The organism is Pantoea sp. F_5 (genome assembly GCF_008631595.1).
Lineage (GTDB): Bacteria > Pseudomonadota > Gammaproteobacteria > Enterobacterales > Enterobacteriaceae > Pantoea > Pantoea gossypiicola.
This window is the reverse complement of record NZ_VWUO01000004.1, coordinates 129,444-153,294: the sequence shown is the minus strand read 5'-3', so window position 1 is coordinate 153,294 and position 23,851 is coordinate 129,444. Positions and strand designations below refer to the sequence as shown.

The following is a 23,851-nucleotide window of genomic DNA, read 5'->3' as shown; positions in this document are numbered from 1 at the left end:
CTATAAATAATAAACAGGCTTCAGATAAACCCACTTATCTGAAGCCTTTTTTACTGAGTACAGCGCGGATTATCCGTTACTGCGTAACTGAGGATAGCGTCGGAAAATATAAACACACCACAGCAACGCCACCAGACCAATCATCCCGCCGACATTCCCCACTTCAGCCATGCTCAGATGGAGACTGACCTGGTTACCCAGCAGCGCGCCCGCGCCAATACCAATATTGTAGATGCCAGACATCAGCGACATTGCGACATCCGTGGCATCCGGTGCCAGCGAGAGTACCCGCACCTGCATACCCAGCCCGATCATCATCATCGCCACTCCCCAGACAACACACAGCGTGGATATAGCGGCAGGGCGAACGGCGGCAAAAATCAGCAGGCCCATGCAAAGGGTGATCAGCGCAATGGCGGCAATCAGCAGGGCGGAAGGAAATTTGTTACCCAGCGTACTGAAGAGCAGGCTGCCGACAATGCCTGCTGAACCAAACAGCAGCAGCAGCAGGGTTGTGAAATTGCCGCTGGCGTGGGCAACGGTCTGCATAAATGGCTCAATATAGCTGTAGGCGGTGTAATGCGCGGTCACCACCAGCGTCACCAGCAGGTACATGCTGACCAGCGCCGGACGGCGAAACAGCATCGGCACACTGCTCAGCGAGCCGGTATGCTCACTTGGCAGGCGCGGCAGAATACGCACCAGCATGATCATCAGCACCAGGGCCGACAGACCAATCGCGCCGAAAGTGGTGCGCCAGCCAAGATACTGACCCACCACGCGGCCAATCGGCACGCCCAGCACCATCGCCAGCGCGGTACCGGTCGCCAGCATACTCAGCGCCTGGGTTTTCTTACCCGCCGGGGCAACACGAATCGCCAGCGAGGCTGTGATCGACCAGAACACCGCATGAGACAGGGCGATGCCGACGCGCGACACCATCAGCGACCGAAAATCCCAGGCGACGGTTGACAGCACGTGGCTGACGATAAATATCAGGAACAGCACGCCCAGCAGCAGCCGTCGCTCAATATTGCGGGTCAGCAGCATCAGCGGCAGTGAAAGCAGCGCGACGACCCAAGCGTAGAGGGTCAGCATGATCCCGACATCAGCCGTCTGCATTGAAAAGTCAGCAGCGATATCAGATAACAGGCCAACCGGCACGAACTCGGTGGTATTGAAAACAAATGCGGCGATGGCCAGCAATACTACGCGTAGCCAGGCAGTTTTACGTGAAACAGTTGTTGGTTGCATGAGGAGTCAAGTCAGTCAGTACAGCGAAATCGGATGTGGCAGAAACATCCAGTGAAAGTGACCTGCGTCACAAATTACTGACCATTGTAGTGAATAAAGCGGGAAGCGAAACCTTATAAATGTCTTTTATTGCTGATTTTTTATTATCTCCCCGTCATAGAGCGATAGTCTGAGGTTATTAAGAGCGAATGAGGTGCAGTCATCATTCAGAGCAGGGAGTTTCCCTCAGGCAGGATGTGATGGGACAGCACAGCGGGAAGCGTTTCAGCTACGGGCTGTCCGGTCGATTAACGCGAAGGCGGAGTATGTTTCAGGGCCACACTGAGCTGACTGGCCTGCGGGTCGCTGTGATTAAGCGGACAGCAGTTTTCGCAGCCGATAGCGCCCGCATAATATTTTTTGGCCTGAAGGATAGCGGCATTCACATGATAGAAACTGCCCAGAAACAGTCGGTTATCCATGTCGGGAAGATGGGGGCAGCCCGCGGCATGGACAACATGATTATCGTTATATCCCGATTGTTTATTAACGTAGTAGTAGAGAGCCACAGGCGTTCCTTGTTGCCGTGTTAAAAGGCAAAGCAGATGAATTATTACAATAAAAAGGATTATAGCGGGAAAAGCACGTTTTGTTTGTTATGGATCTGAAGGGAGTGTTCAGTGTGTCAAGCTGCCAGGCCCGCAGGAGAGGTCGGGGCCTGGCTCGGAAGTAAGCTGTCAGAGTCTTTTACTATGCAGACCCCAGGCAACCAGCAGGGCCAGGATCAGCAGGACGCTGATAAACAGCGTGATTCCGCTCCAGCCAAAATTATGCCAGAACAGACCGCCCAGCGTGCCCGCCACGCTGGAACCCACGTAGTAGCTGAACAGATAGAGCGACGATGCCTGGCCACGCGCCCGGCGTGCACGGGGACCAATCCAGCCGCTGGCGACCGCGTGAGCGGCAAAAAAACCGGCGGTGAACAACATCATTCCAGGCAGAATCAGCCAGAGTGAGTTAAAGGCAGTGACCAGCAAACCCAGCAGCATGATGGCTGTTGCGCCCAGCATCACCGGCCCGCGTCCCAGGCGACTGGTTAGTGCACCCGCTTTAGGTGAACTCCATGATCCGGTGAGATAGACCACTGACAACAGACCCACCACGGCCTGACTGAGATGCCAGGGGGCATCCAGTAAACGGTAGCCAATATAGTTAAACAGGGTGACAAAGGCACCCATCAGCAGAAAGCCTTCGGCAAACAGCCTGGGCAGGCCCGGATCGCGCCAGTGCAGCCGGAAGTTAATCAGCAGATTACGCGGACGAAGCGTGATGGGGCGGAAATGACGCGATGCAGGCAGAATCTTCCAGAACATCAGTGCTGAGGCCAGCGAAAAACAGCCAATCACCGCCACGGCGATACGCCAGGAGAAGAGGTCGGTCAGGACACCGCTTAACAGACGCCCGCTCATCCCGCCAATGGAGTTACCGCTAATGTACAATCCCATTGAAAAGGCGACGACCCGTGCATCCATCTCCTCGCTAAGATAGGTCATACCGACCGCCGCAACACCGCTGAGCGACAGTCCCATCAGCGCCCGCATAATCAGAATGCCGTGCCAGCTGGTCATGGTGGCGGAGATCAGCGTACAGATGGCCGCAAGCATCAGAGCAGTCACCATCACCGATTTTCGCCCGATGGCATCAGAGAGCGGCCCGGTCATCAGCAGGCCCAGCGCCATCAGGCCGGTAGAAATAGAGAGCGAAAGGCTGCTGGTCGCCGGAGAAACACCAAACTGCTGTGACAGCACCGGCAGAATCGGCTGCACACAGTAGAGCAGGGCAAATGTCGCCAGCCCCGCAGAGAAAAGCGCCAGCGTGACGCGCATAAAGGCGGGTGTTCCCCGTCGGATATAACCTGCCGCGGCAACGGACGCCTGCGGTTCAGTCACCGCTTTCTCATCCACTGTTGCCTGTATTGAGCGACTCACACATCTTCCTCTCAGTCAGAATACCTGTCGTCAGCTTAGGAAAGCGGCATTATGCTGTCTAATATATTAATAATCTCAAATAAGACGTTTAAAATATGAATATTGAACTGCGTCATCTGCGCTACTTCATTGCGGTGGCGGAAGAGCTCCATTTCGGGCGGGCAGCCCAGCGTTTGAATATTTCCCAGCCGCCGCTGAGTCAGCAGATTATTCAGCTGGAAGCGGAGACCGGCGCAAGGCTTTTCAATCGCACTAACCGCAGCGTGGAGCTTACCGCTGCCGGAGAGCAACTGCTGAGTGATGCCCGCACCATACTGTTGCAGGTTGAGCAGGCCGCCGATCGTGCTGCCCGGCTGCATCGTGGTGAAGAGGGAGAGCTGCGTATCGGCTTTACCTCGTCGGCACCCTTCACCGCTGTGGTTTCTGATGCACTCTTCCGGTTCCGTCAGCGCTGGCCACAGGTGCATATTCAGATGCAGGAGATTAATACCCGCCAGCAGCTGGTCCCGTTACATGACGGACGGCTCGATCTCGGCGTGATGCGCAACACGCCGCTGCCAGCCGACCTGCGTCATCAGCTGCTGCTGAGCGAGCCGCTCTATGCTGTGGTGCACAAGGCACATCCGCTGGCTGAGGCTGAAAAGATCTCTGTGACGGCGCTGGCGGCTGAACCCTTTGTCTTTTTCGATCCTCAGGGCGGAACCGCGCTCTATAGCGACATTCTGGCGCTGCTGCACCGCTATCACATCAAGCCGTACATCACCCAGGAAGTCGGCGAGGCGATGACCATCCTGGGGCTGGTGGCAACCGGTTTAGGCGTTTCCATTCTGCCCGCCTCTTTTCGCCGGGCGCGGCTGGCCGATCTTGTCTGGCTGCCGTTAACGGAAGAGGATGCGATTTCAGAACTCTGGCTGGTCTGGTCAGCGGGACGCGAAATAAATGCGCAGATGGAGAATATGATGACGTTGCTGCGGGAAAACCGTGTCTGAAGCGAGCGCGACACAGCATCAATCTGTGCGATAAATCACATTTCTAATCAAATATTTGACGCTGTCACCTGATCTGCCTCACCATGGCGCATGTTTATTTAGAAGCGCGAAAATAACCGGGAGCAGGGTTGTGAATCCGGACAGTCAGCCTGGCCACATTGACCAGATCAAACAGACCAATGCAGGTGTCGTATATCGATTAATTGACCGTTACGGTCCCATTTCGCGTATCGAACTTTCCCGCCGTGCCCAGCTTGCGCCGGCCAGCATAACCAAAATTGTGCGTGAGATGCTGGATGCGCATCTGGTGCAGGAGACCGAGTTTCAGGATCCCGGCAGCCGTGGACGTCCGGCAATTGGCCTGATACTGGATACCGATGCCTGGCACTACCTGGCGATTCGTCTGCATCGCGGTGCCATGACCTTTACGCTGCGCGATCTCAGTAGCCGTGAGCTGGCAGAAGAGAGTCTCCCGCTGCCGGATGAAACTGCCCAGCCCTTACTGACTTCGCTGATTGAACAGGTCGATGCTTTCTTTATTCGTCATCAGAAGAAGCTGGAACGTCTTACGGCCATCGCCATTACGCTGCCGGGGCTGATCAACGCTGCGTCAGGTGTGGTGCATCGGCTGCCGGGTTATCAGGTACGGGATATGCCGCTGGGCGATGCGCTGGCAGCGCGAACCGGCTTGCCGGTATTTGTGCAGCACGACATTTCAGCCTGGACGCTGGCGGAGTCGCTGTTTGGTGCGTCCCGGGGGGCGCAGGATGTGATTCAGATTGTGATTGATGAAACCGTGGGGGCGGGCGTTATCAGCGGCGGTCAACTGTTGCATAAAAGTGGCCGGGCGCTGGTTGAGATTGGGCATACTCAGATCGACCCTTATGGCCAGCAGTGCTACTGCGGGAATCATGGCTGTCTGGAGACGGTGGCCAGCACTGGCAGTTTGCTGGCGCTGGCAGCGCAGCGTCTGCCTGCCCAGCCTGACAGCCTGCTCAATAATCAGCCGCTGACGCTTCAGTCCCTGTGTGCGGCCGCGCAGTCGGGCGACCGTCTGGCGCGTGACACCATTGCCAGCGTCGGGCATCACGTTGGACGGATCCTGGCAATGATGGTCAACATCTTCAATCCACAACATATTCTTATCGGTTCTCCTCTCAATGCCGCCGCTGATGTGCTGTTTCCCGCGGTGAGCAACACTATTCTGCAGCAGTCACTGCCTGCCTACAGTGCAGGCATTCAGCTGGCACCCACTGAATTCAGCGAGCCTGGAACGCTGGGCGGAGCCGCGTTAATTAAAGATGCGCTCTACAACGGGCACCTGTTAGTGAAACTGTTGCAAGGTTAAGCAGGCCTGAACTTGCGCTAACGCAATCCGTTCTCATCCTCCATTCCTTAAAATGCTGTTTCGCAGCAGGGTTAATCACCGATTAACCGCAACGGTTCGAGAGGAGAAGTTGAGTGAACAGACTATTTGTTACCGGCACCGACACCGCAGTAGGCAAAACGGTAGTGTCCTGCGCGCTGTTACAAAGTTTTATCCAGTCCGGACAGAGTGCTGTGGGCTTCAAGCCCGTCGCGCGCTGTGCGGTCAAAACCGCTGATGGCCTGCGTAACAAAGATGCACAGGTTCTGCAAAGCGCGTCGTCAATCGACCTGGCATACCAGGCGATTAATCCGCTGGCTTTCCAGGAAGAGGAGATCTGCACCCATCCGGGGCAGATTATCGATTATGGAATGCTGACCCGGGGCTTAGCCAGCCTGACGCAGCAGGCCGATCGTGTGGTTGTCGAGGGCACAGGCGGCTGGCGCAGCCTGATGAACGATGGATGTCCGCTCTCCTGCTGGGTCGTTGAGCAGCAGCTTCCGGTGGTGCTGGTGGTCGGCATCCAGTCGGGTTGTATCAGTCATGCTCTGTTAACAGCAGAGGCGATAACGCGGGATGGACTGCCGCTGGTCGGCTGGGTTGCGAATCGCATTAATCCAGGGCTGGCACAGTACAGCGATATTATTGAAATTCTGCGCGAGAAAATTGACGCGCCACTGCTGGGAGAACTGCCTTATCTGCCGCGCGCTGAACAGCGCGATCTCACCCCTTGGATGGATATTTCTCTGCTGGAACAGGATGCTCTGCACGCTGTGAGTGCAAAGATCGCCTGATTATGAAACAAAACAAGTCATCTGAGTCAGCAGTGAGCCTAAAGTTACAGGCTCACCGCGACCTGTCTGTAACTATTTCTGTTTAAATTTGAAAGACCTGGATCGGATATCGTGAAATTCTGATGTCATGGCGCAGAAAATGCATTAACTCCGCTTATCACACAGAGCCGGAGCACCACCATGTCGCACTCGCACGAGAAAGGTTTGTTATATGGGCTTGAAGCCCGCATAGGTCCCGTCCCGGCGTTCTTAGCCGCGCTGCAACATCTGCTGGCCAGTGTAGTGGGCATCATCACACCCCCCCTGATTATTGGCTCGGTTCTGGGATTGCAGGCCTATATCCCTTATCTGATTAGCATGTCGCTGTTCGTCTCCGGCTTAGGCACGTTTATGCAGGCCAGACGTTTTTATGGCGTTGGGGCGGGCATGATCTGCCTGCAGGGAACAAGCTTCGCATTTCTGGGCGTGATTCTCTCGGGTGGCCTGATGGTAAAAGGACGCGGCGGTTCGCCGGAAGAGATTATGGCGATGTTGTTTGGCTGCAATCTGGTGGCAGCGCTGATTCCGATTCTGATCAGTCGCTACGTCGGCACGCTGCGCAAAGTGCTGACACCCGTGGTAACCGGTACGGTAATAACCCTGATAGGCATCAGCCTGATTAAAGTCAGCATCACTGACTGGGCGGGTGGTCACAACGCTACAGATTTTGGCTCGCCCGGGAATCTGGCGCTGGGTGCGTTGACGCTGCTGGTGATCGTGGCGCTGAACCGCTCGCGTAACCGCTGGGCACGACTGGTGGCGGTAGTGGCCGGCATTGCGGTGGGATGTATTGCAGCAGCCTTAACCGGTCATCTGCAACTCAGAGCCGCGCCGGAGAGCAGCTGGCTGGTGCTGCCAGCTTTCTTCCGGTTTGGTTTTGCCTTTGACTGGACCATTTTTCTGCCTATTGCTCTGGTGTCTGTGATTGCGGTGATTGAGGCGGTCGGGGATCTTACCGCTAACTGCCTGATTTCCCGGCAGCCAATCACAGGTAAGCCTTTTCAGCAACGGTTGCAGGGCGGCATTGTTGCCGACGGCCTGAGCTGCGTGCTGGCCGCACTCTTTTCTGCCTTTCCTAACACCACGTTTGCGCAGAACAATGGGGTGATCCAGATGACCGGCGTCGCCAGTCGTTATGTCGGTATGCTGTTGGGGATTATGCTGGCGCTGCTGGGGCTCTTTCCCTATGTTGGGTCGCTGGTGCAGCAGATCCCGCCGCCCGTGCTGGGCGGAGCGACAGTGGTGATGTTTGGCAGTGTAGTCGCTGCCGGTATCAGGGTGATGACGCAGACGCCGCTGGGCCGCCGTGAGATGCTGATTGTCGCGATCTCATTCGGGATTGGACTGGGGGTGGAAGCGGTGCCGGAGGTGCTGAAGCAGTTCCCACCGCTGATTAACAATTTATTTGGTCACGCGGTGACGACCGGCGGCATTCTGGCGATTGTGCTCAATCTGGTCCTGCCAGACGAGGCACCTGCGGTGGAAGAGGTTGAGGCGGAAACGCTGACTGAAAGTTAAAAGCAGATAATCAGGAAGTTTAGAAATACAGAAGAATCGATGTATTTCTTACAGACAACATAGAAATTAAAGCGATGGGAGCATACGCCAGTAGCAAAGCATAGCGGGCCATGGACAAAAACGCTCCCGGCGTTTTTGTCCCAAGCGCGGGACGCTTTCCTCCTCTGACCCAGTTCCCATCGCGTCAGGCTTATTTATTGCTGCCAGATTGATCAGAGTCTAAGTATGCCAGCTATTTTAAAGGGTCTATGAGACCCTATCATGTGACGAAATTACGGACTCAGACGACGACGGGTTCGACCCGAGCTGAGGTAATCCGCAATATAATCCTGCGAAATCTCGCCGCTGTAGCGCCCCTCTTCATCAACAATCGGCATCCAGACCGTATTGTGCTCATAAAGTTTTGACAGCACTACGCGCAGGTTCTCTTCGGCTTTACCGGTGACCTTAAAGGTATGCAGCTTCTCTTCACAGCGGCCACTCACGTTACGCGCCTCACGACGCTTCACGAAGCCCAGCGGTTTGCCATCCTCATCAACCACGGTAATCGACCGCATGTCGTTCTCATCCATGGTGCCAAAGGCTTCTTCCAGCGGCGTCGAGCGGCGCACAGTAATGGTCGGCTGCTGATCGGTTACGTCGCCCGCCTGCACCAGTAGCAGGCGCTTAAGCGTACGGTCCTGACCCACAAACGAGCCGACGAACTCATTCGCAGGCGTCGCGAGCAATTCATCCGGACTGGCGCACTGCACGATCCTGCCCTGACCAAATACCGCGATGCGATCGCCCAGCTTCAGCGCCTCATCAATGTCGTGGCTCACCAGCATCACGGTTTTTTTAAGCTGACGCTGCATGTCGAGAAACTCGTTCTGGATCACTTCACGGTTAATCGGGTCGACAGCACCAAACGGCTCATCCATCAGCAATACCGGTGGATCCGCCGCCAGCGCACGAATGACGCCGATACGCTGCTGCTGACCGCCGGACATCTCACGCGGATAGCGGTGCAGAAACTTTTTAGGGTCCAGCGCCACCATGCTCATTAACTCTGTAGCGCGCTCATGACACTGCTTCTTATTCCAGCCCAGCATGCGCGGCACGACGGTAATGTTCTCCTCGATGGTCATGTTGGGAAACAGACCAATCTGCTGGATCACATAGCCAATGTTGCGGCGCAGGGTGGTGGTGTCCTGCGTACTGGTGTCTTCGCCATTAATCAGGATCCGGCCACTGGTGGCCGGGATCAGACGGTTAATCATCTTCAGAGTGGTAGTTTTACCGCAGCCCGATGGACCCAGCAGCACGCACATCTCACCGGCTGGCACATGCAGGCTGACGTTATCGACGGCTTTGTTAGTGGTGCCGTTTTTCTGGGTAAAGGTTTTCGTCAGGTTTTCCAGCGTAATCATTATCGAATCCCCTTTGGAGTCAGCGCCTGCTGCAAACGGTGCAGCAGCCAGTCAAGGAAAATAGCCAGCAGACAAATCATCAATGCGCCGGCAATTAACATACGAATATCACTGCCGCTGATGCCATCCAGCAGCAGCTGGCCCAGACCGCCTGCGCCAATCACGGCGGCAATCGCCATCACGCCAACGTTCATCACCACAGCGGTTCGGATGCCGCCGAAAATCACCGGCAGCGCCATCGGGATTTCAACCCAGCGCAGACGCTGCCAGAAGGTCATGCCAATGCCGCGACCCGCTTCACGCAGACCGTCCGGCAAATTCTCCAGCGCGGTGTGGGTATTACGTACAATCGGCAGCAGCGAGTAGAGGAACACGGCAGTGATGGCTGGCAGCGCACCGATGCCCTGACCGATTAGCGAAAACAGCGGGATCATCAGACCAAACAGCGCAATGGTCGGGATGGTCAGTACTACGGTGGCGATACCGAGAATTGGCGTTGCCAGCCATCTGACGCGCACGATCAGAATGCCCAGCGGCACGCCAATTACAATGGCCAGACCGACCGCCACCAGCACAAGCCAGCTGTGCTGCCAGCTAAGAGTGAGCAGGGTGCTCCAGTTATCCATGATGTAGTGAAGGGTATCCACAGTGCCTCCTTACAGCATGTTTTTGGATTGAAGGAAATCACGCGCCACTTTTTCCGGTGACTGATGATCGATATCGACCCGCTTGTTCAGCTCGGTGATCGCCTCATTGGTAATCTGTGCAGAGAGCTGATTAAGGGCGGGTTCCAGTCCGGGATGGCTCGCCAGCACATCCTGGCGCACGACAGGCGTCACGTTGTAGCTCGGGAAGAAGTGTTTATCATCCTCCAGCACTTTCAGGTTAAAGCCTTTAACCCGGCCATCGGTGGTGTAGATCAGACCTGCATCTACGAATCCGTCGCGAATGGCGTTATAGACCAAGCCCGGATCCATCTGACGGATCTGCGGGCGATCCAGCGCCAGGTTGTAAGTCTTCTGCAGCGGTTTCAGACCGTCTGAACGACCTGCGAATTCCAGATCCAGCCCCAGCCGCCAGTTGTGGTCCGGGTCAGACTGACGAACCTGTTCCAGTTTCGCGACTAACTGTGACATTGTATTAATGCCCTCTTTTTGGGCCCGCTCCTGAGTCATGGCAAAGGCGTAAGTGTTGTTCATTGGTGCCGGATTCAGCCATACCAGTCCCAGTTTTCCGTCCAGCTGTTTCACCGTCTCATACGCCTGCTGAGAAGACATCGGCTGGCTGATGTGGTTGAAGATGATCAGTGACGTACCGGTATACTCCCAGACCATATCAATCTGCTTATTCAGCAGCGCGTTACGGCCAATGGTGGTGGCGATATTGCGCTTAGGGACCACCTCAAAACCTTTCTTTTGCAGCCAGAGTACCGTCATGGCTGACAGGATATGCTGCTCGGTGAAACTCTTGGTTGCCATTACCAGCGGGGCAGCCGCCTGTGCCGTCTGGCTAAGCAGCAGCGTCGCGGTCAGCGCGACAGCGCTTTTCTTAATCCACTTCGTTAGCATTGCAAAGCTCCTTGTGGTCAGGCCGCAGCGTGCGGACTCAGAAAGCGGCCCAGCACGGCCAGCATCATATCCAGAACCAGTGCCACCAGCGCAGTCGCAACGGCACCCAGAATCAGCGTCGGGAAGTCATTCAGGTAGATACCCGGGAAGATCAGCTCACCAAAGCTGCTGGCACCAATCAGGAAGGCCAGTGGCGCGGTGCCGACATTGATGGCGGTGGCGATACGCACGCCAGAGAGGATCACCGGCATCGCGTTGGGCAACTCAACCTGACGCAGACGTTGCCATTTGGTCATGCCGATGCCGTTGGCGGCCTCAATCAGCGACGGAGGAACCGCGCTCAGACCCGAGAAGGTGTTGCGGACGATGGGCAGCAGTGACGCCAGAAACAGCGCAATCAGCGCCGGACGGTCACCAATCCCGATGATAACCATCGCCAGTGCCAGAACCGCGAGCGGCGGCAGGGTGTTACCGACATTGAAAATCTGCATCACATACTCGGCCCAGCGACGCGCAAACGGGCGGCTGAGCAGGATGCCACTGGGAATACTGACCAGCAGAGCGAACAACATTGACCAGAAAACTAAGAAGAGGTGTTGCTGCCCGAGATAGAGCAGATCGACCTTACGTGCGACCAGCTGATCCCAGCCTAAGCCCCAGATCAGTACTGCGATCACGGCGACCACGGCAAGCAGTGCCAGACCGGCGCGTCGGGCCAGTGAAGCATTTTGCATAGGAGAATCTCCCTGATGACGATCTCAATTGTTATAACAACCCTAAACAGTCCGACAGGTGCGACAAAAACTGCCGCCGCGCCCAATACCGAAACTGCGATAAAATGTAGATAAAATGACTGTTTATCCACTCTTTTTCAGTGAATACCGAATAAGATGGAGTAATGCTATAGCAGGCCTTTTTTGCACAAGCCAGCTTTTAAGCCCAAAATCAGGCAGATAGAAACGGGTTAAAAGGGTGTTAAAGCCGCGTAGCCGCTGGGCTAATGCGACAATAAAAAAAATTCATCGACTTTAAGTGACACCGTCACAGATGGCGCACAAGATGCGCACGCGCGGGAAACTGCACGGGCTGTTTTTGAGCTAGCCTTGCAGATTAAAAAAGGAACCCTATGACTGACAGCGCACAACTTCAGACCGGACATCGCCACTGGATCTTAATCGCCTGTATGCTGGCGATGTTTATGGCGGCCATTGAAGTCACCATTGTGGCCACCGCGATGCCGACCATCATTGCTGACCTTGGCGGTTTTTCGCAGTTTGGCTGGGTCTTCTCCATCTATCTGCTAACTCAGGCGGTCAGCGTGCCGCTCTATGGGCGTCTGGCGGATATGGTGGGGCGCAAAACCATGTTTTTTATCGGCACCTCGATTTTCCTGGTGGGATCGGTGCTGTGTGGCTTTGCCCATACCATGACCTGGCTGATCCTTTTTCGGGCCTTTCAGGGCCTTGGCGCGGGGGCCATTATGCCGCTCAGCTCCACCATCGTGGCCGACATCTACTCGCCGCGTGAACGCGCCAGCGTGCAGGGCTGGCTCTCCAGTGTCTGGGGTGTGGCGGCGATCGTGGGGCCGCTGACCGGGGCCTGGCTGGTGCAGCACTTTAGCTGGTCGGTAATTTTCTGGGTCAATCTGCCGATAGGCCTGATCAGCATGCTGATGCTGGCGCGCTGGTTACCGGCGCATCAGAAAGAGGAGACGTCGCAGCCACTGAACCTGGCGGGCAGCAGCTGGCTGATGCTTAGCGTGACGGCCCTGTTGATTGCACTGTTGCAGGCGGAACAGCTGGGCCTCTGGCTGGTGCCGTTCCTGCTTTTCTCTCTGTTCGCGGGCTGGCAGCTCAAGCGCCACGAGCAGCGCTCAGTGGCACCGCTGTTTCCGCTGGTGATCTGGCGCAGCCGGCTAATTGTGGCAGGCAATGCGGGTAACCTGATTATCGGTGCGGCGATGATGGGCATCAGCGCGTTTCTGCCCACCTGGATTCAGGGGATCAGTGGCGGTTCGCCATTACAGGCAGGCAGTGTGCTGGCGATGATGTCGATTGGCTGGCCGCTGGCCAGCACGCTAAGCGGCAGGCTGATGCTGCACACCTCCTACCGCTTTACCGCCCAGCTCGGCGCGTTACTGCTGGTCGCCGGCAGCACCTTGTTGCTGTTCCTGCAGCCCGCCAGCTCACTCTATCAGGCGGGCTTCACGGCGTTTCTGATTGGCACTGGCATGGGCATGACCAGCACCACCTTCCTGGTCTCAGTGCAGAACCAGGCGGACTACCAGATTCGCGGCATCTGTACCGCGTCTATCATGTTCAGCCGGATGATCGGTTCGGCGGTGGGCACGGCGATTATGGGCGCGGTGCTGAATCTTAATCTGCAGTGGCGACTGCCGCAGGTGCAGGATCCGGTGCAGCAGATCATGTCTGAACCCAGTCGCCAGCAGTTGCAGCCAGAAACCCTGCAGCATATGGTGGCGGCGATAGCCGCATCACTGCACTGGGTGTTCGTGGTAGCACTGGTGATTGCGCTGTTTGCGGTGGGAGTGGCATGGATGATGCCGCGTCAGCGGCCGGAACAGTCGGACTAAGTGGCAGGGCGACAGGATGTCGCCCTGGTTTGACGCTTACTACTGTGCTGGCGCGTCCTGAGAACTGCCGGCACTGGCCGGGACGCTGGCTTCATCGTCACGGCCTGTACGCTTGTAAACAATCTTTTGTGTGTCGTTTTCACAATGTCCGACGACCTGACCACCCGCCTGATCAACCTGATCATTGGCAACGATATCGAGACTAAAACCCGATTCAGGTACACCGTTCTGAATAATCTTCTGGCTGATATCGGCTTTTACCGATTCGCAGGATGCCTGCGCCATCAGCGGCAGAGCTAAAAACGCCGCGCTTAACAAAACCCTCTGTAGCTTCATCACGTCTTCCTTATGTTAGTCGTCCGTCATTACTATAGCTCAAATTTACGGCGCTACCGGGCGACCTGAACGGCGATCCAGACAACGCAGGGTGTTAGGTTCCCAGTAGGCGTTGAGATTGAGGCTCTGCTCGCACTTGTCGCGGGTATCAAAGGCGCGATCGGTTTTATCAAACTCTTTTTCGACGCGGGTATTCACTTTGTGGCGCAGCATACGCGTGTCATTCCATTGCTCTTTGTCCTGACGCGCTGCTTCATTGCTCAGCGCAGAACTGCCATCTTCAATGATCAGACGATTAGTATTCGCAGTGGCAGTCACAGCTGCTGTGGAAAGCAGCACCATCAGCACGGCAGGGATCATTTTTTTCATCACAATTTCCTTTAGTTAACGCAAACATCGCCATCCGGGACGGCTGTTGCAGCGAGTACTCATAGTATATCATCGCCGTTTCTTTGCTCACCAGCGGTGAGTCGTTTGTTTATGTTCAGGAGAGGTAAGCGTGCTGATTAAGACCGCCTTGCTGTTTTTTATAACCGCGCTGGCGGAGATTACCGGCTGCTTTCTGCCGTGGTTGTGGCTGAAGAAAGGGGGATCGACGTGGCTGTTACTGCCTGCAGTCGCCAGTCTGGCGCTGTTTGTCTGGCTGCTGACGCTGCATCCGGCTGCCAGCGGACGGGTGTATGCCGCCTACGGTGGCGTCTACGTGCTCACCGCACTGCTCTGGTTACGGGTGGTGGATGGTGTGAAGTTAAGTGCGTGGGACTGGAGCGGGGCATTGATTGCCTTAAGCGGCATGCTGATCATCGTCATGGGCTGGGGACGCGGTTAACGCCAGCCATAATGGCTGGCGCGGCAGAGGCTTACGGCTTATGCACTTTAAGACCCGCCAGCGTCTGGCTGACCGGCATCATCTCCAGGCTATTGATATTGACATGCTCAGGCAACGTGGCGACCCACCAGACCGCTTCTGTCACATCTTCCGGCGTCAGAGCAGTAGCACCTTCATAGACCTGACCGGCTTTGTCATCATCGCCTTTAAAGCGCACGTTAGAAAACTCGGTGCCGCCAACCAGACCCGGCTCAATGTCGGTAACACGTAGCGCGGTGCCGTGCAGATCGGTACGCAGGTTCAGGCTGAACTGACGCACAAAGGCTTTGGTCGCTCCGTAAACGTTGCCCCCGGCATACGGCCAACTGCCGGCAATGGAACCGATATTGATGATATGACCCACATCCCGCTCCACCATCTGTGGCAGCAGGGCGCGGGTCATATAGACCAGCCCCTTGGTGTTGGTGTCGATCATATTTTCCCAGTCTTCAACGTTAGCTTTGTGCGCAGGCTCAATGCCCAGCGCCAGACCGGCGTTATTGACCAGCACGTCGATATTGCGCCATTCCGCCGGTAACTGCGCCACCGCCTCTTCAATAGCGGCACGGTTACGCACATCCAGCTGTACGGTATAAAGATTGTCGCCCAGCTCATCCTTCAGCGCTTTCAGACGTTCAGCGCGTCGTCCGGTGGCAATTACTTTGTGACCGTTCTTAATAAAGCGGCGGGTGATGCTTTCACCAAAACCGGCAGTCGCGCCGGTGACAAAAATAATCATCTCACTGTTCCTTATGCCATTTTCAGAGTCGATGGCTTCACCATAGCATTTCATTTCTGCTTCTGCGCGTGGAAAAGTAGCCTGGCCTGTAAACGTATTTTAACGGGTATCCCGCTGCGCCTTTTCAGGGCAGCCTGCACCGTAAAAGGGCGGATTATCGGGTGGCAGGCCATACTCAGGTTAACCTATCTGCGCGATATCGAATCGCAACCGTTTGCATCGGCTCCGCAAACGGTTGCGACGCTATCAAAGGCCACCTTTGTTGCGCAACGCTCACTTTATGTCATTAATATACTGATATTTAAGCGCTTTTTTTGTATTTCAGATCTGGCATGCAGGTTGCAGGGTTATTAACAGAGAATCATCTGCAGATAATTAATCGCGCTTTCAGAAAGGACATACCATGCTATCAGCAACCGATACGGCGATACGCGCCAGCTTTTTTGACTTCACTGGCGTGGTGGATCATCCCGATGACCTGACCGGAAAGGCTCGCTACCTGGAGGATGGCCTGCTGCTGCTGCGCGACGGACACGTAATTGGGCTGGATAGCTGGGAGAACAGCGAGGCGAAGCTGGCGGGACAGCCTGTTATCGATCTGCGCGGCAAATTGATCGTGCCGGGCTTTGTCGATACCCATATTCACTATCCGCAGACGGAAATGATTGGTGCCTTTGGCGAACAGTTGCTGGAGTGGCTGAATCATTACACCTTCCCGGTCGAAGCGCAGTATCACTGCCCGGATCACGCCGCAAAGATGTCCGCCTTTTTCCTGCATCAGCTGCTCTCCAACGGCACCACCAGCGCGCTGGTGTTTGGCACCGTGCATCCGCAATCGGTGGAGGCGCTGTTCAGCGCGGCTGAAGCCCTGAACATGCGGCTGATTGCCGGCAAAGTGATGATGGATCGTAATGCGCCCGACAATCTCATCGAAACCCCTGAACAGAGCTATCAGCAGACGCGAGCGCTGATTGAACGCTGGCACAAGCGTGGACGGCTGAATTATGCCCTGACGCCGCGCTTTGCGCCGACCTCATCCCCGCAGCTGCTGGAGAAAGTGCAGCAGCTGCGTCAGGCATTCCCGGATACCTGGCTGCACACCCATCTCAGCGAAAACCCGCAGGAGGTTGCCTGGGTGAAAGAACTGTTCCCGGAGCGCGAGGGTTATCTGGATGTTTATCATCATCATCAGCTGACCGGTCGCCGCAGCGTCTTTGCGCACTGTCTGCATCTGGAAGAGCAGGAATGGCAGTGTCTGCACGATACCGATTCCTCCATTGCCTTCTGTCCTACCTCAAACCTGTTCCTGGGCAGCGGCCTGTTTAACATCAAACGCAGCTGGCAGCAGGGCGTAAAAGTGGGGATTGGCACCGATGTTGGCGCAGGCACCACCTTTAATATGCTGCAGACCCTGGGCGAAGCCTACAAAGTGGGCCAGCTACAGCACTACCGGCTCAGCGCCGCTGAAGCCTTTTATCATGCCACGCTGGGCGGGGCGCATGCGCTGGATCTCGACCATGCGATCGGGAATTTCAGCGTCGGTAAAGAGGCGGACTTTGTGGTGCTCGATCCGGCGGTCTCTGCGCTTCAGCAACTTCGCATCGGCAACAGCAAAGATATCTGGGAAAAACTGTTTGTCTTAATGACGCTGGGCGACGACCGCAACATTGCCCAGACCTGGGTCGGTGGTCGTCCGGTCTGGCAGCGCGATGCACAGGAGCAAGCCGCATGATTCAGTTTCTGTTAAATAACCAGCTGGTCAGCGAAGATGCGCTCGACCCGAATCTCACGGTGCTCAACTACCTGCGCACTCGTCAGCATCGGCCTGGCACTAAAGAGGGCTGCGCCTCCGGCGACTGCGGTGCCTGCAGCGTCACGCTGGGTAACGCTGTCGGCGGTGAGATGCAGTATGAAACGGTTAACAGCTGCCTGACGCTGGTCTCTGCGTTACAGGGCAAACAGCTGATCACGGTTGAGGATCTGCGTCACGGTCGCGCACTGCACCCGGCGCAACAGGCGATGGTCGACTGCCACGGATCGCAATGCGGGTTCTGCACGCCAGGCTTTGTGATGTCGCTGTTCAGCCTGCAAAAAAAGGCGGCGGGCTGGGATCGGCATCAGGCGGAAACCGCACTGGCGGGCAACCTCTGTCGCTGCACCGGCTACCGGCCAATTATGGCTGCGGCCGAACAGCTCTGCTCGCAGCCGATCACTGACCAGTTTGATCATGGCGCTGCTGCCACGGTGCAGCGGCTGGCGGCGCTGGCCACCCCCGAGATGCAGGAGATAGGCGATGAGGGTCGCCGCTGCTTTCTGCCTAAAACCCCGTCACAGCTGGCCGAAATCTATCTGGCGCATCCCGATGCGAAGCTGCTTGCGGGTGGCACCGATCTCAGCCTGCAGATCACCCAGCAGCATAAAAAAATACCACTGCTGATTGCACTGGAGCAGGTTGCCGCACTGAAAGTCTGCAGCGAATTTGACGATCACTTTCTGTTGGGTGCAGGCGCATCGCTGCAGCAGGTCAGCGAGTTTCTCGCCAGTCGCATTCCCGGCGTCAGTGAGATGCTGCAGCGCTTTGCTTCACTGCAAATCCGTTTACAGGGGACACTCGGCGGCAACATCGGTAACGCCTCTCCGATAGGGGATGCCTCGCCGGTGCTGCTGGCCCTCAATGCCAGCTTGCTGCTGCAGCGCGGAGAGCAGCAGCGCAGCCTGCCGCTGGATCAGTTCTTTACCGGCTACCGGCAGACGCAGCTGGAAAAAGGGGAGTTTATCCGTGCCATTCGCATCAATAAAGTGACGGTGTCACCTGATTTCGTGGCATGGAAAGTCTCGAAGCGGCTGGATGATGATATTTCGGCGGTGTTTGCTGCCTTTAACCTGCAAATGGAACAGGGCATTGTCAGTTCCGCCCGCATCGCTTTTGGTGGCATGGCGGCCACACCGCAACGCGCCCGTCACTGTGAACAGGCGCTGATCGGTCAGCCGCTGAATGCCGTGACGGTGTCACGAGCAGCCGCCGCGCTGGCTGAAGATTTCCAGCCGCTTTCTGATTTCCGCGCCAGCAGTGACTACCGCCTTCAGGTGGCACGCAATCTGCTCCGCCGCTACTGGCATCGCCATAATGGCGAAATAACCTGTCTTGAGGTCTCCCGCTATGTCTCATAACCGTCCTGAACTCAACGAAGAGGTGATCAAGGCGCAGTATGCCGCGGATTTACAGAGCGGCGTGGGTCGCAGTCACCGTCATGAAAGCGCGGAAAAACATGTCTCCGGCGAGGCGCGTTTTATCGACGACAAGCCTGAACTGCCGGGTCTGCTGCATCTCTGTCCGCGCCTGAGTGAGCATGCGCATGCACGCATCCTGCGCATAGATGTGCAGCCCTGTTATGCCGTGCCTGGCGTTGTCAGCGTCTTAACCTGGCAGGATGTGCCGGGCATTAATGATGTTGGCCCGCTGGAGCCGGGCGATCCGCTGCTCGCGCATGACAAAGTAGAGTACCTGGGGCAGATCGTGATTGCGGTGGCGGCAGAATCCCCTGACGCTGCGCGTCTGGGCGCGGCCGCGGCGGTGATTGAGTACGACGTGCTGGAACCGCTGCTGGATGTGGAGCAGGCGCTGGCGCAGGGCAGCTTTGTGCAGGAACCGCACATTCACCAGCGCGGTGACGTTGACGCGGCACTGGCACGCGCGCCGCATCGGGTCAGTGGATCGTTCCATATCGGCGGCCAGGAGCATTTCTATCTGGAAACCCAGACGGCAATGGTCATTCCTGGCGAAGATCAGCAGTTGCAGGTCTTCTCCTCAACCCAGAACCCCACCGAAGTGCAGAAGCTGGTGGCGGAAGTGATGGGCATCAGCCTGAATCAGGTGACCATCGATATGCGCCGGATGGGCGGCGGCTTTGGCGGTAAAGAAACGCAGGCGGCCGGGGTTGCCTGCCTCTGCGCTATCGTGGCACGTCAGACTGGCCGTGCGGCAAAAATGCGGCTCTCGCGCCGCGACGATATGCGCGTGACCGGTAAACGGCATCCGTTCTTTGTGCGCTACGACGCGGGCGTGGAAGAGGACGGGCGTCTGTGCGGCATCAGAATCGATCTCGCCGGCAACTGCGGTTATTCGCTGGATCTGAGCGGATCCATTGTCGATCGTGCCATGTTCCACGCCGATAACGCTTATTATCTCGGCGATGCGCGGGTAACCGGCTATCGTTGTCGCACCAATACGGCCTCGAACACCGCCTATCGCGGTTTTGGCGGGCCGCAGGGCATGGTGGTGATTGAACAGATCATGGATCACATCGCCCGCGACCGTGGGCTGGATCCGCTGGCGCTGCGCAAGCGTAACTATTACGGCAAGCAGGATCGCAACATCACCCATTACCACCAGCAGGTCGAGGACAATCTGCTGGATGAGATCACTGAACAGCTGGAGCTGAGTAGCGACTATCAGGCGCGGCGTGCGGAAATTACGGCGTTTAACGCCCGCAGTCCGCTGCTGAAACGCGGCCTGGCGCTGACGCCGGTAAAATTCGGTATCTCCTTTACCTCCAGCTTCCTCAATCAGGCGGGCGCGCTGATTCTGATCTATACCGACGGCACGGTGCAGCTTAACCACGGCGGCACCGAAATGGGCCAGGGACTGAACACCAAGGTGATTCAGATTGTCGCCGAAGTGCTGCAGATTGAAACCGATAAAATTCAGATCACCCCCACCGACACCGGCAAAGTGCCCAACACTTCGCCGACGGCGGCCTCCAGCGGCGCTGATCTTAACGGTAAAGCAGCGCAGAACGCCGCGGAAATCCTGCGCGACCGCCTGATCGCCATGCTCTGTGAGCTGCATCAGTGCGACGCATCGACGGTGAGCTTTCGTAATGGCGTAGTGCGCGCTGGCGAAAAGCATTACACCTTTGCGGAGGTCGCGAAGCTGGCGTGGCTTAATCAGGTGCCACTCTCTGCCACCGGCTACTATCGTGTGCCGGGGATTCATTACGACCGGCTGGCCGGGCGCGGCAAGCCGTTCTACTACTACGCCTTTGGGGCTGCCTGCTGCGAGGTGGTGATCGATACTTTAACTGGTGAGTCCCGCCTGCTGCGCGCCGATATCCTGCATGACGTCGGGGCCTCGCTGAACCCTGCCATTGACATCGGGCAGGTCGAAGGGGGCTTTGTGCAGGGTGTCGGCTGGCTCACCTGCGAAGAGTTGGTGTGGAGCGACAAAGGCCAGTTGCTGACCGATGGTCCGGCAAGCTACAAAATTCCCGCCATCAGTGACGTCCCGGCGGATTTGCGGGTGACGCTGGTGGAGAACCGCAAAAACCCGAAAGACACGGTGTTCCACTCCAAGGCTGTAGGCGAACCGCCGTTTATGTTAGGCATTGCCGCCTGGTGTGCGCTGCAGGATGCGGTCGCCAGCGTCGCCGGTTACCGTCAGCACCCTGGGCTGGATGCGCCCGCGACGCCGGAGCGGATCTTCTGGGGCGTACAGCGCCTGACGGGAGTTGTTGATGGACTATCATGACTGGATCGGTGTGCTGCATCAGCTGCGTGAAAAACGCCAGAGCTGCGTATTAATTACCGTGCTCAGTGAGCACGGTTCGGTGCCGCGTGACAGCGGCAGCAAAATGGTTGTCACGCAGCACGAGAGCTTTCTCACGATCGGGGGCGGTCATCTGGAATTTGCATGCATCGCCCAGGCCAGAGCGATGCTGCAAAGTGGAGCGACCGCGCCACACACCGAGGATTTCAGCCTCGGCGCACGGCTCGGACAGTGCTGTGGCGGTAAAACCACGCTGCTGTTTGAGCCGCTGCTACAGGCGCAGCCGGAAATTTACCTGTTTGGCGCGGGCCATGTCGGACAGGCGCTGGTGAATCTGCTGTCGACGTTACCCTGTCACATAAACTGGATCGACAGCCGTCCGGATCAGTTCAGCTCTGTTCCGCCTGGCGTGGTCACACTGCAGCCTGACGACCCGCTCGACTGTGTGGCCCAGGCACCTGCGGGCAGTTACTTCATCATTATGACCCATCACCATCCGCTCGACTTTGAACTGTGCGAAGCGGTGCTGAAACGCGGCGACTTTCGCTATGCTGGCGTCATCGGTTCAGCGACGAAAAATCAGCGTTTCCGCTACCGGCTGGCAGGCAGGGGCGTGGCCAGCGAGCCACTGGCGCGCCTGCGCTGTCCGATAGGCCTGCCGGATGTTAAAGGCAAGCTGCCCGCCGAGATTGCGGTGGCAATTGCCGGTGAAATCATCAGCGTGTATCAGCAGCACGTTGCCTGAGTTGCGCTTTCGCGGCAACCTGTCAGGATAAGACTTTGCGATGCCCATCAGGAGCGAACCATGAACGCCCGTCAGAATCCCTTCTTTAGCGTCAGCACACTGCCTTACCAGGCGCCTCCCTTTGACCAGATTGAGGAGCAGGATTTCCTGCCCGCGCTGCAGGCTGGCATTGAGGAGAAGCGTCAGGAAGTCGAGGCTATCGCCCTGAACAGCGAAGCGCCCACTTTTCTCAACACCTTTGAGGCGCTAGAGAAGAGCGGACAGCTCCTCAACCGGGTGAACCTGGTCTTCAGCGCGATGACCTCGGCCCATACCAGCCCTTATCTGCAGCAGGTGGATGAGGAGATTGCGCCGCAGCTTACTGCGCTTAACGACGACATCATGCTGAACCGCCCGCTGTTTTCACGACTCGATGCGGTTTATCTGCAGCGCGCCAAACTGGATGCCGAATCAAAACGGCTGGTTGAGGTGATCTGGCAGCGTTTCCAGCTGGCGGGGGCCAATCTCCCGGAAGCGCAGAAGCAGCAGCTTAAAGCCCTGAATCAGGAAGCGGCGCGCCTCAGTACCCGTTTTACCAATAAACTGCTGGCTGCCACCAAAGCGGGCGGACTGGTCGTTAATGATCTGCAGCAGCTGGCGGGACTGTCACCGGCCGACCTGGCAGTGGCCCAGGCGGAAGCGCAGGCGCGTGGACTGGAAAAAAGCTGGTTGCTGGTGTTGCAGAACACCACGCAGCAACCGGCGTTGCAGAGCCTGGCCGATCGCACAACCCGGGAAGCGATATTTAAAGCAAGTGTGACGCGTACGGAAAAAGGCGATGAGAACGATACCCGCGAGCTGGTATTACGGCTGGCGCAGGTCAGGGCGGAGCAGGCCCGGCTGCTGGGTTTTGCCAGCTATGCCGAATGGAAGCTGCAGGATCAGATGGCGAAAACCCCCGATGCGGCACTGGCCTTTATGCGCAACATCGTGCCCGCCGCACGCGCCCGTGCGGAGCGTGAAGCGGCGGCCATTCAGCAGACTATCGATAAGCAGCAGGGCGATTTTACTCTGCAGGCATGGGACTGGCGTTTTTATGCCGAACAGGTGCGGCGTGCCCGCTACGATCTCGATGAGAGCCAGATTAAGCCTTATTTTGAACTGAACTCAGTGCTCCGGAATGGGGTCTTCTGGGCAGCAACCCAGCTTTACGGCATCCGCTTTACACCGCGTCAGGATCTGCCGGTTTATCATCCCGACGTTCAGGTTTATGAGATTTTCGATGCCGGTGACACGCCGCTGGCGCTGTTCTACACCGATTTCTTTAAGCGCGACAGCAAAGGCGGCGGTGCCTGGATGAGTAACTTCGTCAACCAGTCAACGCTGCTCGACAGCAAACCCGTGATCTACAACGTATGTGGTTACACCAAACCGCCAGCGGGGGAACCGGCGCTGCTGAGCTGGGACGACGTCATCACGATGTTTCATGAGTTCGGCCACACGCTGCACGGCCTGTTTGCCAGCCAGCGCTATCCGAGCCTGTCGGGCACGGAAACCCCGCGCGATTTCGTTGAGTTTCCTTCGCAGATCAACGAGCACTGGGCCAGCGAGCCGGCGGTGTTCCGCCACTACGCTCGTCACTATCAGACTCAGGCGTTAATGCCTGCTGAGCTGCATGAAAAGATTGTCCGGGCCGCGACGTTTAACAAAGGCTATGAGATGAGCGAGCTGCTGGCTGCCGCGCTGCTGGACCTGCACTGGCACAGCCTTAACCGTGATGCCGCACCGCAAAGCGTAGAAGGGTTCGAGCAGCAGGCGTTGCAGAGCGATAACATGGCGCTGACGGCGGTGCCGCCGCGCTATCGCTCCAGCTATTTCCAGCATATCTGGGGCGGTGGTTACGCCGCAGGTTATTACGCCTATATCTGGACGCAGATGCTTGCCGACGATGGCTATCAGTGGTTTGCGGAGCATGGCGGACTAACCCGTGAAAACGGCGACATCTTCCGGCAGAAGATTCTGTCACGGGGTAACAGCAGCGATCTTAAAACGCTGTATGAAAGCTGGCGGGGCGCAGCACCTCAGCTTGAGCCAATGCTGAAGAATCGCGGTCTGGCGGATTGATAACTAAAAGGGCTGCCA

At 57.0% G+C, this 23,851-nt stretch carries 21 protein-coding genes; 11 read left to right on the top strand and 10 right to left on the bottom strand.

The window, feature by feature from the left end; genetic code table 11:
- Nucleotides 1–69 precede the first annotated feature (69 nt).
- The 3 genes from F3I44_RS07350 to F3I44_RS07340 form a co-directional block, all read right to left on the bottom strand.
- On the bottom strand, nt 70–1,254 hold the full coding sequence (locus F3I44_RS07350) for a sugar transporter (protein WP_150010159.1): 1,185 nt from the start codon (nt 1,252–1,254) through the stop codon (nt 70–72).
- Between the two features lie 287 nt (nt 1,255–1,541).
- Nucleotides 1,542–1,802 (bottom strand): hypothetical protein, encoded by a 261-nt coding sequence (locus F3I44_RS07345; protein WP_033732735.1) that lies wholly within the window; start codon nt 1,800–1,802, stop codon nt 1,542–1,544.
- A gap of 168 nt (nt 1,803–1,970) precedes the next feature.
- Entirely contained in the window at nt 1,971–3,221 is a 1,251-nt protein-coding gene (locus F3I44_RS07340; protein ID WP_150019371.1) for an MFS transporter, read from the bottom strand.
- A gap of 95 nt (nt 3,222–3,316) precedes the next feature.
- Between F3I44_RS07340 and F3I44_RS07335 the strand changes: the two genes are divergently transcribed.
- The 4 genes from F3I44_RS07335 to F3I44_RS07320 all read left to right on the top strand — a co-directional run bounded on the left by F3I44_RS07335 (nt 3,317) and on the right by F3I44_RS07320 (nt 7,927).
- Complete coding sequence (locus F3I44_RS07335) at nt 3,317–4,210, top strand: LysR family transcriptional regulator (protein WP_150010155.1); 894 nt, start codon at nt 3,317–3,319, stop codon at nt 4,208–4,210.
- A gap of 130 nt (nt 4,211–4,340) precedes the next feature.
- Complete coding sequence (locus F3I44_RS07330; protein WP_150010153.1) at nt 4,341–5,558, top strand: ROK family transcriptional regulator; 1,218 nt, start codon at nt 4,341–4,343, stop codon at nt 5,556–5,558.
- Between the two features lie 113 nt (nt 5,559–5,671).
- Nucleotides 5,672–6,370 carry a dethiobiotin synthase gene (bioD, locus tag F3I44_RS07325; RefSeq protein WP_150010151.1) on the top strand — a complete coding sequence of 233 codons (699 nt, stop codon included), beginning with the start codon at nt 5,672–5,674 and terminating at the stop codon, nt 6,368–6,370.
- Between the two features lie 180 nt (nt 6,371–6,550).
- Nucleotides 6,551–7,927, top strand: a complete 1,377-nt coding sequence (locus F3I44_RS07320; RefSeq protein WP_150010149.1) for a nucleobase:cation symporter-2 family protein — start codon at nt 6,551–6,553, stop codon at nt 7,925–7,927.
- A gap of 272 nt (nt 7,928–8,199) precedes the next feature.
- Here F3I44_RS07320 and osmV read toward each other — a convergent pair whose 3' ends face one another.
- The 4 genes from osmV to F3I44_RS07300 are packed head-to-tail and all read right to left on the bottom strand — an operon-like array spanning nt 8,200 to nt 11,638.
- Nucleotides 8,200–9,336, bottom strand: coding sequence for an osmoprotectant ABC transporter ATP-binding protein OsmV (osmV, locus tag F3I44_RS07315; RefSeq protein ID WP_150010147.1), 1,137 nt, complete (start codon nt 9,334–9,336; stop codon nt 8,200–8,202).
- A complete protein-coding gene (gene osmW / locus F3I44_RS07310; RefSeq protein ID WP_010244802.1) occupies nt 9,336–9,983 on the bottom strand; it encodes an osmoprotectant ABC transporter permease OsmW in 648 nt (215 codons plus the stop codon). The genes osmV and osmW overlap by 1 nt, the downstream gene beginning before the upstream one ends.
- Before the next feature lie 9 nt (nt 9,984–9,992).
- On the bottom strand, nt 9,993–10,904 hold the full coding sequence (locus tag F3I44_RS07305; protein ID WP_150010145.1) for a glycine betaine ABC transporter substrate-binding protein: 912 nt from the start codon (nt 10,902–10,904) through the stop codon (nt 9,993–9,995).
- A 17-nt stretch (nt 10,905–10,921) separates the two neighbouring features.
- Nucleotides 10,922–11,638 carry an ABC transporter permease gene (locus tag F3I44_RS07300; protein ID WP_150019370.1) on the bottom strand — a complete coding sequence of 239 codons (717 nt, stop codon included), beginning with the start codon at nt 11,636–11,638 and terminating at the stop codon, nt 10,922–10,924.
- A 392-nt stretch (nt 11,639–12,030) separates the two neighbouring features.
- On the opposite strand from F3I44_RS07300, the gene F3I44_RS07295 reads away from it, so the two are divergent.
- A complete protein-coding gene (locus F3I44_RS07295; RefSeq protein WP_150010141.1) occupies nt 12,031–13,497 on the top strand; it encodes an MDR family MFS transporter in 1,467 nt (488 codons plus the stop codon).
- Between the two features lie 39 nt (nt 13,498–13,536).
- Here the strand turns inward: F3I44_RS07295 and F3I44_RS07290 are convergent, their stop codons facing one another.
- Both F3I44_RS07290 and F3I44_RS07285 read right to left on the bottom strand, forming a co-directional pair.
- Nucleotides 13,537–13,833, bottom strand: coding sequence for a DUF1161 domain-containing protein (locus tag F3I44_RS07290; RefSeq protein ID WP_150010139.1), 297 nt, complete (start codon nt 13,831–13,833; stop codon nt 13,537–13,539).
- Between the two features lie 45 nt (nt 13,834–13,878).
- Nucleotides 13,879–14,202 carry a DUF1283 family protein gene (locus F3I44_RS07285; protein WP_150010136.1) on the bottom strand — a complete coding sequence of 108 codons (324 nt, stop codon included), beginning with the start codon at nt 14,200–14,202 and terminating at the stop codon, nt 13,879–13,881.
- Nucleotides 14,203–14,335: 133 nt separating this feature from the next.
- On the opposite strand from F3I44_RS07285, the gene F3I44_RS07280 reads away from it, so the two are divergent.
- The gene (locus tag F3I44_RS07280) at nt 14,336–14,662 is read left to right on the top strand and encodes a YnfA family protein (protein ID WP_197042345.1); all 327 of its coding nucleotides are present in this window, start codon (nt 14,336–14,338) and stop codon (nt 14,660–14,662) included.
- 31 nt (nt 14,663–14,693) lie between these two features.
- Here the strand turns inward: F3I44_RS07280 and ydfG are convergent, their stop codons facing one another.
- A complete protein-coding gene (gene ydfG / locus F3I44_RS07275; RefSeq protein ID WP_150010131.1) occupies nt 14,694–15,440 on the bottom strand; it encodes a bifunctional NADP-dependent 3-hydroxy acid dehydrogenase/3-hydroxypropionate dehydrogenase YdfG in 747 nt (248 codons plus the stop codon).
- Nucleotides 15,441–15,843: 403 nt separating this feature from the next.
- Between ydfG and guaD the strand changes: the two genes are divergently transcribed.
- Genes guaD through dcp form a run of 5 tightly spaced genes read left to right on the top strand, consistent with a single transcriptional unit; the run spans nt 15,844 to nt 23,833 of the window.
- Complete coding sequence (gene guaD / locus F3I44_RS07270; protein ID WP_150010129.1) at nt 15,844–17,172, top strand: guanine deaminase; 1,329 nt, start codon at nt 15,844–15,846, stop codon at nt 17,170–17,172.
- Entirely contained in the window at nt 17,169–18,611 is a 1,443-nt protein-coding gene (gene xdhA, locus F3I44_RS07265; RefSeq protein WP_150010127.1) for a xanthine dehydrogenase small subunit, read from the top strand. Before guaD ends, xdhA begins: the two co-directional genes overlap by 4 nt.
- Entirely contained in the window at nt 18,601–20,967 is a 2,367-nt protein-coding gene (xdhB, locus tag F3I44_RS07260) for a xanthine dehydrogenase molybdopterin binding subunit (protein ID WP_150010125.1), read from the top strand. The genes xdhA and xdhB overlap by 11 nt, the downstream gene beginning before the upstream one ends.
- Nucleotides 20,954–21,730: a xanthine dehydrogenase accessory protein XdhC gene (xdhC, locus tag F3I44_RS07255; protein ID WP_150010123.1), complete on the top strand. Its 777-nt coding sequence runs from the start codon at nt 20,954–20,956 to the stop codon at nt 21,728–21,730. Before xdhB ends, xdhC begins: the two co-directional genes overlap by 14 nt.
- Before the next feature lie 60 nt (nt 21,731–21,790).
- Nucleotides 21,791–23,833: a peptidyl-dipeptidase Dcp gene (dcp, locus tag F3I44_RS07250; protein ID WP_150019369.1), complete on the top strand. Its 2,043-nt coding sequence runs from the start codon at nt 21,791–21,793 to the stop codon at nt 23,831–23,833.
- Nucleotides 23,834–23,851 lie beyond the last annotated feature (18 nt).

Bases quoted from the DNA above. Each gene is read 5' to 3' on its own strand.
- F3I44_RS07350 (WP_150010159.1), bottom strand. From the start codon at position 1,254: ATGCAACCAACAACTGTTTCACGTAAAACTGCCTGGCTACGCGTAGTA.
- F3I44_RS07285 (WP_150010136.1), bottom strand. From the start codon at position 14,202: ATGAAAAAAATGATCCCTGCCGTGCTGATGGTGCTGCTTTCCACAGCA.
- F3I44_RS07290 (WP_150010139.1), bottom strand. From the start codon at position 13,833: ATGAAGCTACAGAGGGTTTTGTTAAGCGCGGCGTTTTTAGCTCTGCCG.
- xdhC (WP_150010123.1), top strand. From the start codon at position 20,954: ATGGACTATCATGACTGGATCGGTGTGCTGCATCAGCTGCGTGAAAAA.
- ydfG (WP_150010131.1), bottom strand. From the start codon at position 15,440: ATGATTATTTTTGTCACCGGCGCGACTGCCGGTTTTGGTGAAAGCATC.
- F3I44_RS07335 (WP_150010155.1), top strand. From the start codon at position 3,317: ATGAATATTGAACTGCGTCATCTGCGCTACTTCATTGCGGTGGCGGAA.
- F3I44_RS07295 (WP_150010141.1), top strand. From the start codon at position 12,031: ATGACTGACAGCGCACAACTTCAGACCGGACATCGCCACTGGATCTTA.
- F3I44_RS07300 (WP_150019370.1), bottom strand. From the start codon at position 11,638: ATGCAAAATGCTTCACTGGCCCGACGCGCCGGTCTGGCACTGCTTGCC.
- xdhB (WP_150010125.1), top strand. From the start codon at position 18,601: ATGTCTCATAACCGTCCTGAACTCAACGAAGAGGTGATCAAGGCGCAG.
- F3I44_RS07320 (WP_150010149.1), top strand. From the start codon at position 6,551: ATGTCGCACTCGCACGAGAAAGGTTTGTTATATGGGCTTGAAGCCCGC.
- osmV (WP_150010147.1), bottom strand. From the start codon at position 9,336: ATGATTACGCTGGAAAACCTGACGAAAACCTTTACCCAGAAAAACGGC.
- F3I44_RS07305 (WP_150010145.1), bottom strand. From the start codon at position 10,904: ATGCTAACGAAGTGGATTAAGAAAAGCGCTGTCGCGCTGACCGCGACG.
- guaD (WP_150010129.1), top strand. From the start codon at position 15,844: ATGCTATCAGCAACCGATACGGCGATACGCGCCAGCTTTTTTGACTTC.
- dcp (WP_150019369.1), top strand. From the start codon at position 21,791: ATGAACGCCCGTCAGAATCCCTTCTTTAGCGTCAGCACACTGCCTTAC.
- xdhA (WP_150010127.1), top strand. From the start codon at position 17,169: ATGATTCAGTTTCTGTTAAATAACCAGCTGGTCAGCGAAGATGCGCTC.